The 12,574-nt window shown below is 58.3% G+C and carries 12 protein-coding genes and 1 riboswitch; of the genes, 6 read left to right on the top strand and 6 right to left on the bottom strand.

What is annotated here, in order from left to right; translation table 11 throughout:
- Positions 1 to 9 precede the first annotated feature (9 nt).
- Positions 10 to 1,383, top strand: a complete 1,374-nt coding sequence (argH, locus tag ACJ8J4_RS24215) for an argininosuccinate lyase (RefSeq protein ID WP_060448499.1) — start codon at positions 10 to 12, stop codon at positions 1,381 to 1,383.
- A gap of 36 nt (positions 1,384 to 1,419) precedes the next feature.
- On the opposite strand, the gene ACJ8J4_RS24220 is transcribed toward argH, so the two are convergent.
- The 4 genes from ACJ8J4_RS24220 to ACJ8J4_RS24235 form a co-directional block, all read right to left on the bottom strand.
- A complete protein-coding gene (locus tag ACJ8J4_RS24220) occupies positions 1,420 to 1,746 on the bottom strand; it encodes a type II toxin-antitoxin system HicB family antitoxin (protein WP_019452249.1) in 327 nt (108 codons plus the stop codon).
- Positions 1,733 to 1,993, bottom strand: a complete 261-nt coding sequence (locus tag ACJ8J4_RS24225; protein WP_025304653.1) for a hypothetical protein — start codon at positions 1,991 to 1,993, stop codon at positions 1,733 to 1,735. Before ACJ8J4_RS24225 ends, ACJ8J4_RS24220 begins: the two co-directional genes overlap by 14 nt.
- 162 nt (positions 1,994 to 2,155) lie before the next feature.
- Positions 2,156 to 3,604 (bottom strand): dihydrolipoyl dehydrogenase, encoded by a 1,449-nt coding sequence (locus ACJ8J4_RS24230; RefSeq protein WP_049205311.1) that lies wholly within the window; start codon positions 3,602 to 3,604, stop codon positions 2,156 to 2,158.
- A gap of 72 nt (positions 3,605 to 3,676) precedes the next feature.
- Positions 3,677 to 4,408: a glutathione peroxidase gene (locus ACJ8J4_RS24235; protein WP_015379403.1), complete on the bottom strand. Its 732-nt coding sequence runs from the start codon at positions 4,406 to 4,408 to the stop codon at positions 3,677 to 3,679.
- A 151-nt stretch (positions 4,409 to 4,559) separates the two neighbouring features.
- Here ACJ8J4_RS24235 and oxyR point away from each other — a divergent pair, with 151 nt between their 5' ends.
- Positions 4,560 to 5,477: a DNA-binding transcriptional regulator OxyR gene (oxyR, locus tag ACJ8J4_RS24240; RefSeq protein ID WP_025304651.1), complete on the top strand. Its 918-nt coding sequence runs from the start codon at positions 4,560 to 4,562 to the stop codon at positions 5,475 to 5,477.
- On the opposite strand, the gene sthA is transcribed toward oxyR, so the two are convergent.
- Entirely contained in the window at positions 5,460 to 6,857 is a 1,398-nt protein-coding gene (gene sthA, locus ACJ8J4_RS24245; protein WP_004931047.1) for a Si-specific NAD(P)(+) transhydrogenase, read from the bottom strand. The genes oxyR and sthA overlap by 18 nt on opposite strands.
- A 218-nt stretch (positions 6,858 to 7,075) precedes the next feature.
- Between sthA and fabR the strand changes: the two genes are divergently transcribed.
- Entirely contained in the window at positions 7,076 to 7,708 is a 633-nt protein-coding gene (gene fabR, locus ACJ8J4_RS24250; RefSeq protein WP_004931044.1) for an HTH-type transcriptional repressor FabR, read from the top strand.
- A 15-nt stretch (positions 7,709 to 7,723) separates the two neighbouring features.
- Positions 7,724 to 8,095, top strand: coding sequence for a YijD family membrane protein (locus tag ACJ8J4_RS24255; protein WP_025304650.1), 372 nt, complete (start codon positions 7,724 to 7,726; stop codon positions 8,093 to 8,095).
- Between the two features lie 34 nt (positions 8,096 to 8,129).
- Here ACJ8J4_RS24255 and trmA read toward each other — a convergent pair whose 3' ends face one another.
- Positions 8,130 to 9,233 (bottom strand): tRNA (uridine(54)-C5)-methyltransferase TrmA, encoded by a 1,104-nt coding sequence (gene trmA / locus ACJ8J4_RS24260; RefSeq protein WP_043140961.1) that lies wholly within the window; start codon positions 9,231 to 9,233, stop codon positions 8,130 to 8,132.
- A 115-nt stretch (positions 9,234 to 9,348) separates the two neighbouring features.
- A riboswitch (cobalamin riboswitch) is annotated at positions 9,349 to 9,568 on the top strand.
- 69 nt (positions 9,569 to 9,637) lie between these two features.
- Between trmA and btuB the strand changes: the two genes are divergently transcribed.
- Together btuB and murI are read left to right on the top strand one after the other, a co-directional pair.
- Positions 9,638 to 11,515 carry a TonB-dependent vitamin B12 receptor BtuB gene (btuB, locus tag ACJ8J4_RS24265; protein ID WP_043140960.1) on the top strand — a complete coding sequence of 626 codons (1,878 nt, stop codon included), beginning with the start codon at positions 9,638 to 9,640 and terminating at the stop codon, positions 11,513 to 11,515.
- Positions 11,460 to 12,323 carry a glutamate racemase gene (gene murI / locus ACJ8J4_RS24270; protein WP_025921004.1) on the top strand — a complete coding sequence of 288 codons (864 nt, stop codon included), beginning with the start codon at positions 11,460 to 11,462 and terminating at the stop codon, positions 12,321 to 12,323. Before btuB ends, murI begins: the two co-directional genes overlap by 56 nt.
- The last annotated feature ends 251 nt before the right edge of the window (positions 12,324 to 12,574 follow it).

A 12,574-nucleotide genomic window follows, 5' to 3' on the forward strand; every position in this document is an offset into this window, starting at 1 on the left:
AGTAAAGGTATGGCACTTTGGGGCGGACGGTTCACTCAGGCAGCGGATCAGCGGTTCAAGCAACTCAATGATTCGCTGCGGTTCGATTATCGCCTGGCGGAGCAGGATATCGTGGGCTCGGTGGCCTGGTCGAAGGCGCTGGTGACCGTTAACGTGTTGACGGCAACGGAGCAACAGCAGCTGGAGCAGGCGCTGAATGCACTACTGACGGAAGTCCAGGCCGATCCTTTGGCGATAGTCCAAAGCGATGCCGAAGACATCCACAGCTGGGTGGAGCAGAAGCTGATCGAGAAGGTCGGCGATTTGGGCAAGAAGCTGCACACCGGCCGCAGCCGCAACGATCAGGTCGCGACCGATCTGAAGCTGTGGTGCAAACAGCAGATCGGCGATCTGCATCAGGCGATCGTCCAGCTGCAGCAGGCGCTGGTGGAGACCGCCGAAGCCAATCAGGATGCGGTGATGCCGGGGTATACCCACCTGCAACGCGCGCAGCCGGTGACTTTCGCGCACTGGTGCCTGGCCTATGTCGAGATGCTGGCGCGCGATGAGAGCCGACTGCAGGATACCCTGAAACGGCTGGACGTCAGCCCGCTGGGCAGCGGCGCGCTGGCCGGCACTGCGTATCCTATCGATCGCGAGCAACTGGCCGGCTGGCTGGGCTTCGCCTCGGCGACCCGCAACAGCCTGGACAGCGTATCCGATCGCGATCACGTGCTGGAGCTGCTGTCCAACGCCGCCATCAGCATGGTGCACCTGTCGCGCTTCGCCGAAGATCTGATCTTCTTCAACAGCGGCGAGGCGGCGTTTGTCGAGCTGTCTGACCGCGTGACCTCCGGCTCTTCGCTGATGCCGCAGAAGAAAAACCCGGACGCGCTGGAGCTGATCCGCGGCAAGTGCGGCCGCGTACAGGGCGCGCTGACCGGCATGATGATGACGCTGAAAGGCCTTCCGCTGGCGTACAACAAAGACATGCAGGAAGACAAAGAAGGGCTGTTCGACGCGCTCGACACCTGGATGGACTGCCTGCAGATGGCGGCGCTGGTGCTGGACGGCATTCAGGTGAAGCGCCCGCGCTGTCAGGAAGCGGCGGAGCAGGGCTATGCCAACGCCACCGAGCTGGCGGATTACCTGGTCGCCAAGGGCGTGCCGTTCCGCGAAGCGCACCATATCGTCGGTGAGGTGGTGGTAGAGGCGATTCGCCAGGGCAAACCGCTGGAAGCGCTGCCGCTGGCGGATTTGCAGCAGTTTAGCGCGACGATTGGCGACGACGTCTATCCGATCCTGGCGTTGCAATCTTGCCTGGACAAACGTGCGGCCAAAGGCGGCGTCGCGCCGCAGCAGGTGGCCGCGGCAATCGCCGCAGCGAAACAGCGTTTAGCTTGAGGACGATAAGGGCGGCCTGGTGCCGCCCTTGCACCTCTACCCCGCCAGGCGTGCGCACAGATAACGGTTCAGGCTCACGCCTTCCTCCATCGCGCCGATCGCCAGCCGGCGATGCTGTTCCGGCGTCATGCGTAACACCAGTTTTCCGCTGAAGTTCTTTTCCGCCAGCGCCTGCGGCGGCGTTTCACCTTGCGCCAGCATGTCGGCGATCGTTTCGCTCACGACTTTTTCGATACCCTCCAGTGCGCCGGTACGCGTGGCGGCTAGCCAGGACAGCGAGGGGAATTCGGCGCACAGCCCGACATATTCACGATCTTCCGCTGACCAGGTGATGCGATAGGTATAGTGTTCATGCTTTTCCATGTTCTTCCTCCATTCTGGCCAGTGCGGCGATGACCTGCTTAACCTGATATGCCTTGGCCGCGCCGTTGTTGCCGCGTTGGATATTGATGCGCGGATCGCCTGGCCAGGGCATGCGATAAACGTGATGGCTGCTACCGTTTATGCGCGGCGGCCCAAACCATCGCACGCAGACTTTCGCTAACTCGGCGAATTTGATGCTGTTCTGCCGCTGTTGCAAATCAGCGATGTCATCCCTGATCTCGTTCATGCCGCCTCCATTTTAGTATCGTTATTGGTATCAATTCAATGCCAAAGCATAAAAAATGAGCGCGGGCGGGCCGTGAGGCAAGCGGAGGGAGGAAATTGTGGAAAGTGCTGCGCAAAAAAACCGGGCCTGAAGGCCCGGTGGATATAAACGGAGAATAAGAGGTTACTCACCCGGACAGCGCTGGCAGCGCTCGATTTCGGCCGTGCCGAGTTTGAGCTTCGCCTGCAGATCGCGCAGCGCGGTGCGCAAGCCTTCTTCGATCACCGGATGATAGAACGGCATGTCCAGCATCTGATCGACGGTCATCTGCTGTTGGTGCGCCCAGGCTAACAGGTGCGCAATGTGTTCGGCGTCGGGGCCGATCATTTCCGCGCCGAGGAAACGGCCGGTGCCTTGCTCGCCGTAGACGTGCAAAATGCCCTTATTGCGCAGCATCACCCGCGAGCGGCCCTGATTCTCAAACGAGACTTTGCCCACTTCAAAGCAGCCGCAGGCGCTGAACTTCTCGCTCAGCTCGCGGAAAGTCGAGCCGACCATGGCGATCTGCGGATCGGAGAACACCACCGAAATCGCGCTGCGGCGCAGACCTGGATTGATCTCCGGGAAGCTGCCGGCGTTGGCGCCGGCGATGCGCGCCTGATCGCTGGCCTCGTGCAACAGCGGCAGCTGGTTGCTGGCGTCGCCGGCGATAAAGATATGCGGCACGCTGGTTTGCATCGTCAGGCGGTCGGCCAGCGGCACGCCTCGAGCGTCGAGCTGCAGGTCGGTGTTTTCGAGACCCAGCCGATCGACGTTGGGGCGGCGGCCGGTGGCGGCCAGCACGTAGTCCACCAGGATCTCCTGCGACTGGCCCTGCAGATCCTGATAGCGGATAAATACGCGGTCGCCTTCGCGCTGCATCATCTCCACTTTCACGTCGGCGTCGAGGTAGAACTCTTCTCCCAACGCCTTCGCAGCGTAATCGCGCACGGCGCTGTCGGTCAGCGGCCCGACGGCGCCGCCGATGCCGAAGACCTTGGTGTCGACGCCGAGGCGGTGCAGCGCTTGCCCCAGCTCCAGCCCGATGACGCCGGGGCCGAATACCGCCACGGACTGCGGCAAGTCATCCCAGTTGAACAGATCGTCGTTGACGATCAGGCGATCGCCCAGTTCGTTCCACGGCGCCGGCCAGCTGGGGCGAGAGCCGGTGGCGATCACGATGCGCTGCGCCACGATGCGCGTATGGTCATCGACCTGCAGCGTGTTGTCGTCGATAAAGCGGGCATAGCCCTGAATTTTGTCGGCGGCCGGGATCTCGTCCACGCCTTCTAGCACGAAGCCGACGAAACGATCGCGTTCGCGTTTGACGCGCGCCATCACCTCGCGTCCGTCGATACGCGTTTTGCCGGTTGGGTGCACGCCAAAGCCCGGCGCGCGTTCGATTTGATGCACCGCTTCGGCGGCGGCGATCAATAATTTGGATGGCATGCAGCCAACGCGCGCACAGGTGGTGCCGTAAGGCCCGCCTTCAATCATCACCACGCTGGGGGTAGACAGTTTGGCCGCGCGATAGGCGCCGAGCCCTGCGGTGCCGCCGCCGATGACCGCAACATCAACGTTCAACAGTTTCATATCCGCTCCTGAAAGGTAAAAAAAGGGCGGGCCGTAGCCCGCCAAAGTTCACGTTGGCTTTGTTATTACTTATTAAGCTGACAGGAAAGTTTCCAGATCGTCGCTGCCGCCAATGTGACGGCCGCCGATGAACACCTGCGGCACCGTGGCGCGGCCGCTGACGGCGCGCAGGCTAACGGTGGTGGCGTCTTTGCCCAGGACGATCTCTTCATACTGAATGCCGCGCTCTTGCAGCATCTGTTTGGCTTTGGCGCAGAATGGGCAACCCGGTTTGGTGAACAGGGAGACCGATTCCTGCACTTTGAATTCCGGCGCCAGGTATTTCAGCATGGTGTCGGCGTCGGACACTTCAAACGGGTCGCCCGGCTTGTTCGGCTCGACGAACATTTTCTCGACCACGCCGTTGCGCACCAGCATCGAGTAGCGCCATGAACGAGGGCCAAAGCCCAGGTCCGCTTTCTCGACCAGCATGTTCATGCCTTTGGTGAATTCACCGTTGCCGTCCGGCACGAAGGTGATGTTTTCCGCATGTTGGTCGGCTTTCCAGGCGTTCATCACGAAGGTGTCGTTCACGGAGACGCAAAGAATGCTGTCGACGCCGTGCTGCTTGAATACGCTGGACAGTTCGTTGTAGCGCGGCAGGTGGCTCGAAGAACAGGTCGGCGTGAACGCGCCCGGCAGCGAGAAAACAATGACGGTTTTGTTTTTGAATAGGTCATCAGTGGTCACATCAATCCATTGGTCGCCCTGACGGGTGTGGAAAGTAACCTGAGGAACTTTCTTGCCTTCTTGACTGGTAAACATTGATTAACCCCTTAATTAGGAAAAGTAATTTTTAGCATTTAGCGCGATATCGCTTCGTTGGGACACATTATTGTCGCTGGGACTTGATAGATCTAATCGCTCATTGCTATCTTATCTATCGCCATGAGCTATCATGGAATGGAGGGAAACAATGAATATTCGTGATTTAGAGTATCTGGTCGCCTTGGCCGAGCACCGGCACTTCCGCCGCGCGGCCGATTCATGCCATGTAAGCCAACCCACGCTGAGCGGGCAGATCCGCAAGCTGGAAGACGAGTTGGGCGTCATGCTGCTCGAACGCACCAGCCGCAAGGTGCTGTTCACCCAGGCGGGTCTGTTGCTGGTGGAGCAGGCGCGCACCGTGCTGCGAGAAGTGAAAGTATTGAAGGAGATGGCCAGCCAGCAGGGCGAGGCCATGTCCGGGCCGCTGCACATCGGTCTGATCCCGACCGTGGGGCCTTATCTGCTGCCGCAGATCATCCCGACGCTGCACAAAACCTTCCCGAAACTGGAAATGTACCTGCACGAAGCGCAAACCCACCAACTGCTGGCGCAACTCGACAGCGGCAAGCTGGACTGCGCCATTCTGGCGCTGGTGAAGGAAACCGAGGCGTTTATCGAAGTGCCTCTGTTCGATGAACCGATGAAGCTGGCGGTGTATTCCGATCACCCGTGGGCGCAGCGCGAGCGCGTGGCGATGCCGGATTTGGCGGGAGAAAAGCTGCTGATGCTGGAAGATGGCCACTGCCTGCGCGATCAGGCGATGGGCTTCTGCTTCCAGGCGGGCGCGGACGAGGATACCCACTTCCGCGCCACCAGTCTGGAAACGCTGCGCAATATGGTCGCGGCCGGCAGCGGCATTACCCTGCTGCCGTCCCTGGCGGTGCCGCCGCAGCGCGAGCGCGATGGCGTCTGCTATCTGGATTGCTACAAGCCGGAGCCGAAGCGCACCATCGCGTTGGTGTATCGCCCCGGTTCCCCACTGCGCAGCCGTTATGAGCAGTTGGCCGAAGCGATCCGCGAGCACATGCAGGGCTACATCGACAACGCGTTAAAACAGGCGGTTTAAGCCGTTAAGCGCTGCCACCCGGTAGGCTTCGGCCATGGTCGGATAGTTGAAGGTCGTATTAACGAAATACTCGATAGTATTGCCTTCACCTTTCTGTTCCATGATCGCCTGACCGATGTGGATGATCTCCGCCGCACGTTCGCCGAAGCAGTGGATCCCGAGGATCTGCAGGGTGTCGCGATGGAATAGGATCTTCAGGCTGCCGACGTTCATCCCGGCGATCTGCGCACGCGCCAGATGTTTGAACTGGGCGCGGCCCACTTCATACGGCACCTTCATCGCCGTCAGTTCCTGCTCGGTTTTGCCGACGGAGCTGATTTCCGGAATGGTGTAGATGCCGGTCGGGATATCTTCGATTAAGTGACCGCTGGCTTCACCGGAGGCGATCGCCTGCGCGGCGATGCGGCCCTGATCGTAGGCGGCGGAAGCCAGACTCGGATAGCCGATGACGTCACCGACCGCATAAATGTGCGACAGCGCGGTTTGATACATGCTGTTCACTTTCAGCAGCCCGCGGCTGTCCGACTCCAGGCCGACGTTCTCCAACCCTAACGAATCGGTGTTACCGGTACGGCCGTTGGCGTACAGCAGGCAGTCCGCTTTCACCTTCTTGCCGGACTTCAGGTGCACGATCACGCCGTCTTCGGTGCCTTCGATCTTCTCGAACTCTTCGTTGTGGCGGATCACCACCCCGTTGTTCCAGAAGTGGTAAGAGAGCGAATCCGACATCTCCTGATCGAGGAACGCCAGCAGACGGTCGCGGGTGTTGATCAGATCCACCTTGACGTTCAGGCCGCGGAAGATAGACGCATATTCGCAGCCGATCACCCCGGCGCCGTAAATGATCACGTGGCGCGGTTCATGGCTCAGCTCGAGAATGGAATCGCTGTCGTAGATGCGCGGGTGATTGAAATCGACGCTGGCCGGATGGTAAGGGCGCGAGCCGCAGGCGATCACGATGTGATCGGCGCGGATGGTGTCCTGGGTGCCGTCCATGTAGCTGACGCTGACGGTGTTGGCGTCGATGAAGCGCGCGTCGCCGGCGAACAGTTTGCACTGGTTCCGCTCATAGAACCCTTGGCGCATGCGGGTCTGCTGGCTGATGACGTTATCGGCGTGGCGTAAAATGTCAGGGAAGGTCGCGCTGAGCGTGCGCGAGTTGTTGTAAAGCGGGTTCTGGTTGAATTCGATAATGCGGCTGACGGCGTGGCGGAGGGCTTTGGAAGGGATGGTGCCCCAGTGGGTACATCCGCCGCCTACGTTGTTGTACCGTTCGATAACGGCCACGCGGGCGCCTTGTTTCACCAGCCCCATGGCGGCACCTTCACCACCAGGGCCCGAGCCAATCACAATGGCATCAAATTGATAGTGCTGTTGCATGTAGGAGAGACCTGTTTTTTTATACAAGATTACAACGGTATCTTAACATCATAGCGCTGCTCACCCAATCACCATTAGGCTTTTTGAGTCAAAGCACAATCGGCTCAGGGCGGAAGTGTGATAGAGCGCGTTAGTATAAATGCTGTTGCAATAAAATTTGCTATATTGCCGAGTCTAGGGCGTTAGACTGAGAAAATGGAACCTATCCGGATATGCATATGGGCGTCAGAGCACAACAAAAAGAACGGACTCGTCGTTCCCTGATCGAAGCCGCTTTCAGCCAGCTGAGCGCCGAACGCAGCTTCGCCAGCCTGAGCCTGCGGGAAGTTTCACGCGAGGCGGGCATTGCGCCCACGTCGTTTTATCGCCATTTCCGCGATGTGGACGAGCTGGGGCTGACCATGGTGGACGAAAGCGGCCTGATGCTGCGTCAGTTGATGCGCCAGGCGCGCCAACGCATCGCCAAGGGCGGCAGCGTGATCCGCACCTCGGTATCCACCTTTATGGAATTTATCGGCAACAACCCGAACGCCTTCCGCCTGCTGCTGCGTGAGCGCTCTGGCACGTCGGCGGCATTCCGTGCGGCAGTGGCGCGCGAGATCCAGCATTTCATCGCTGAACTGGCGGACTACCTCGAATTGGAAAACCACATGCCGCGCAGTTTTACCGAAGCGCAGGCGGAAGCGATGGTCACCATCGTGTTCAGCGCCGGCGCGGAAGCGCTGGATATCGACGTCGAGCAGCGGCAGCAGCTGGAAGAACGGCTGGTGCTGCAGCTACGGATGATCTCCAAAGGGGCGTATTACTGGTATCGTCGCGAACAAGAAAAAGCTTCTGTGTCCCACGTATAAAAAAGGTAAAAAATGATGGAAAAACCAGGCCGTGAAAATGGCACCTTACTGCTGGCGTTAATTGCCGGCCTTTCGATCAACGGTTCCTTTGCTGCGCTGTTCAGCTCGGTGGTGCCGTTTTCGATCTTCCCGCTGATCGCGTTGGTGCTGGCGGTGTACTGCCTGCATCAGCGTTACCTGAACCGCGCCATGCCGGATGGCATGCCGAAGCTGGCGGCGGCCTGTTTCCTGCTGGGGCTGCTGCTGTACAGCGCCATCGTGCGCGCCGAATATCCGCAGATCGGCTCCAACTTCCTGCCGTCGGTGATCTGCGTGGCGCTGGTGCTGTGGATCGGGATGAAACTGAAGGCGCGCAAGGCGCCGGATGCGCCGACTCAAGAATCGTAATGAAACGGGGCGCCATCATGGCGCCCCTGTCGTATCAGCGATGCTTTTCCAGCAACACACCGCATTCCATGTGATGGGTATACGGGAACTGATCGAACAGCGCCAGGCGGCTGACCCGGTGGGTGGCCTGCAGCGTTTCCAAGTTGGCGCACAGCGTTTCCGGGTTGCATGAGATATAGAGAATGCGCGGGTAGGCCTGCACCATCTTCACCGTTTCCTCGTCCAGCCCGCTGCGCGGCGGATCGACGAAAATCGTCTCGCAGTTGTAACCACTCAGATCGATGCCTTTCAACCGGTTGAATTCGCGTACTCCGTTCATCGCCTGAGTGAAGTCTTCTGCCGCCATGCGGATGATTTGCACATTGTCGATATGGTTGGCGGCGATGTTGTACTGCGCCGCCGCCACCGACGGCTTGGCGATCTCGGTCGCCAGCACGCGCTCGAAATTGCGCGCCAGCGCCAGCGAGAAGTTGCCATTGCCACAGTACAGCTCCAGCAAATCGCCTTTGGAACCGGCGGTGACCGCCAACGCCCACTCCAGCATCTGCACGTTCATGGCCGCATTGGGCTGAGTGAAGCTGTTTTCCACCTGACGATAGATCATGTCGCGGCCGGCGACCGGCAGCACTTCGTCAACATAATCCTGGTCGAGCATGATCTTGGTCTTCGACGCCCGGCCGATCAGCTGCAGGTCGAAACCCTGAGCGCGCAGATCGTCACGCAACTGCTCGGCGCGCCGTTGCCAAACGTCATCCAGCTTGCGGTGGTACAGCAGCGAGGCGATGATTTTGCCGCTTTGCGTCGACAGATAATCGATCTGGAACAGCTTGTGACGCAGGATCGGTTCCGGTTTCAGCGCGGCGATCAGGGCGGTCATCAGGCGGTTGATCAGCTCGCTGGCCGCCGGGAACTGGTCGACGCGAATACGCTGCTTGGTCTGCTGATCGAACATGATGTGATACATGTCGTCCGCGTCGTGCCAGATGCGGAATTCGGCGCGCATGCGGTAGTGGTCGACTGGCGAGCGGAACACTTCCGGCTCGGGCGCCGCGAACGGTGACATCAACGTCTTCAGGCGGGCGACTTTCTCCGCCAGTTGGTCATCGTAACGTTCAATAGGCAAATTCTCGGGCGTCATGTGTGTCTTCTCGTCAGGCAAATTTGATCAGCGGGGATTGTAGGGAATCAGCCCGTGAAGTCCAGTTTTGTCGCGTTTATTATTTGTAACATTAGTAGCAGTCTAGACATCTATTTTCATTGATCGTAGCATTGCCGTCCGGCCTCAAGCAGCGAGTGAAAAGGGAATCCGGTGTGAATCCGGAGCTGACGCGCAGCGGTAAGGGGAAGTCACGGCGATAGCGTTTCGACGCAGACACTGTCCACTGCAGGATGGGAAGTCATCGCCCGTTGCTGGTCGCGCCCCGCGGCCCGCAAATCCCAAGCCCGAAGACCTGCCGGTGTTACGTCGCAATGTCCGTGGCCGTCGCGAACTACCGGCCATGATCCTGCGGCATCCGCCAATTAAGTTTGGATGCTTTTCTCATGACAATTACAAAAAATACGCTGCTGGCGGTGGCCTCCTCCGTCACGGCTTTTTCTGGATGGGCGCAAGACAACACCACAGCCAAGAATGGCGATAACCTGGTGGTGACCGCCAACCGTTTCCCGCAGCCGGTTTCTTCTGTGCTGGCACCGACTTCCATCGTCACCCGTAACGATATCGATCGCTGGCAGGCCAAGAGCCTGACCGACGTGATGCGCCGCTTGCCAGGCGTGGACGTTGGCCAAAACGGTGGATTGGGACAAAAGAGCTCGCTGTTTATTCGCGGCACCAACTCCAGCCATGTGCTGGTGCTAATTGACGGCATTCGCCTTAATCAGGCGGGCGTCAGCGGTTCTTCCGATCTCAGCCAAATCCCGATTTCGCTGGTGCAGAAAGTCGAATACATTCGCGGCCCGCGCTCGGCGGTGTACGGCTCCGATGCCATCGGCGGCGTGGTCAACATTATTACCACCCGCGAAAAGAACGGCACGACGCTCTCAGCCGGCGTCGGCTCCAACGGCTATCAATCCTATGACGCGTCGACCCAACAACAACTGGGTGACAGCACCGTGGCGACGGTGGCGGGGAATTACACCTATACCAAAGGGTATGACGTGGTGGCTGAAGGTAATACCAGTATTCCTCAGCCCGATCGCGACGGCTTTATGAGCAAATTGCTCTACGGCGCATTGCAGCACCAATTTAACGAGCAAATCAGCGGTTTTGTGCGTGGTTATGGTTACGATAATCGTACAGGCTACGATGGATTCTATTCTTACGATAAAGACTTCAATATTACCGGTCTGCCCGATACCCGTAAGCTGTACAGCCAAACATGGGACACGGGGTTGCGCTATCAGGAAGGGATTTACGCCACGCAGCTAGTGGGGAGTTACAGCCACAGCAAAGACTACAATTACGATCCGCGCAAAGGCCAGTATGCGATCTCCTCCAGTTTGGATGATTCGGAACAGTACAATCTGCAGTGGGGCAACACGTTTAAGGTTGCCCAAGGCACCATTAGTGCGGGCGCAGATTGGCAGGATCAACAAATCAAACCGGGTACCGCGTCCGTCAGCAGCGAGAGAAGCCAGCGCAATACTGGCATCTATCTGACTGGGCAACAGTTGGTGGGACCGGTGATGCTGGAGGCTGCTGCGCGTGGCGACGACAACTCGGAGTTCGGTTGGCACGGCACCTGGCAAACCAGTGCAGCCTGGGAATTCATCGAGGGGTATCGTTTCATTGCCTCTTACGGTACCGCGTTCAAAGCGCCAAACATGAACCAGTTGTTTAGTACCACTTACGGCAACAATAATTTGAAACCGGAAGAAAGCAAGCAATGGGAAGGCGGTTTTGAAGGCTTGACCGGGCCTGTGACCTGGCGTATTTCCGGTTATCGCAATGACATTGATAATCTTATCGACAGCGATCCGGTGAGTTACCGCTATTATAATATCGGTAAGGCGACCATTAAAGGTGTAGAGGCCACGGCTTCTTTTGAAACCGGCCCGCTGACGCATCAGATTGGTTACGATTATGTCGACCCGCGCAATGCTAAAACCAACGAAGTGCTGCTGCGCCGCGCTAAACAGCAGGTGAAATACGAGCTGGATTGGCAACTGTACGACTTTGATTGGGCAGTGACCTATCAATACCTGGGTGAGCGCTACGACAAGGATTATGGCGTTTATCCTAGCCCGACGGTTAAACTCGGCGGCGTGAGCCTGTGGGATCTCGCAGTTTCGTATCCGGTCACATCTCATCTGACAGTTCGTGGTAGAATTGCCAACCTGTTTGATAAAGATTATGAGACGGCCTATGGCTACGCTACTCCAGGAAGAGAATACTACCTCACTGGAAGCTATACCTTCTAACAGCACCGCCACACCTCGCCCGACGGTGCTGGTTTTCGATTCCGGCGTCGGCGGGCTGTCGGTGTATCAGGAGATTCGGCAGTTGCTGCCGGATCTCCACTATATATACGCTTTCGACAACGTGGCGTTCCCCTACGGCGAGAAGTCCGAAGAGTTTATCGTTGAGCGCGTGCTGGAAATTGTCGGCGCGGTACAGCAACGTCATCCTCTGGCGATTGTCGTCATTGCCTGCAACACCGCCAGCACCGTTTCCTTGCCGGCCTTGCGCGAGCGTTTCAGTTTCCCTGTCGTGGGCGTGGTGCCCGCCATCAAACCGGCGGCCCGTCTTACCGTTAATGGCATTGTCGGCCTGTTGGCGACCCGCGGTACCGTACAGCGCAGCTACACCCATGAACTGATTTCCCGTTTTGCTACCGACTGTAAGATTGAACTGCTGGGCTCTTCAGAGCTGGTGGAGCTGGCGGAAGCCAAGCTGCACGGCGAAGCCGTGCCGCTGCCGGTGCTGAAGAAGATCCTGCATCCGTGGCTGAGCATGCGCGAGCCGCCGGATACTGTCGTGCTGGGCTGCACCCATTTCCCTCTATTAGCTGAAGAGTTGATGCAGGTGTTGCCGGAAGGCACCCGGCTGGTGGATTCCGGCGCGGCGATTGCCCGCCGCACCGCCTGGCTCATCTCAACGCAGGAAAATCTGGTCTCGAGCCAGGAAGAGAATCTGGCGTATTGCATGGCGTTAAATGAAGATACTGACGCTTTATTGCCCGTTTTGCAGGGTTATGGCTTTAAATCGTTGAAAAAACTGCCGCTTTAACGGTGTTTTGGTTAAACATTCAACGGTCGGAAAAAATATTGAAAATAGGGGTTGCGGCCTGCCGAGAACTCCCTATAATGCGCCTCCACTGACCGGGAACAACGACTGACAAGCCGCCGGGTCAGCGAGAAGAAAGCGAAATAAACGCTTGACTCTCAGGGCGAAAAGCGTAATATACGCAGCCCGCGCCGATGAGTTTCTCGGCACTGCTCTTTAACAATTTATCAGACAATCTGTGTGGGCACTCCACA

The sequence above is a fragment of the Serratia sp. CY47280 genome (assembly GCF_052168655.1).
In the GTDB taxonomy this organism is placed as follows: Bacteria; Pseudomonadota; Gammaproteobacteria; order Enterobacterales; family Enterobacteriaceae; genus Serratia; species Serratia bockelmannii.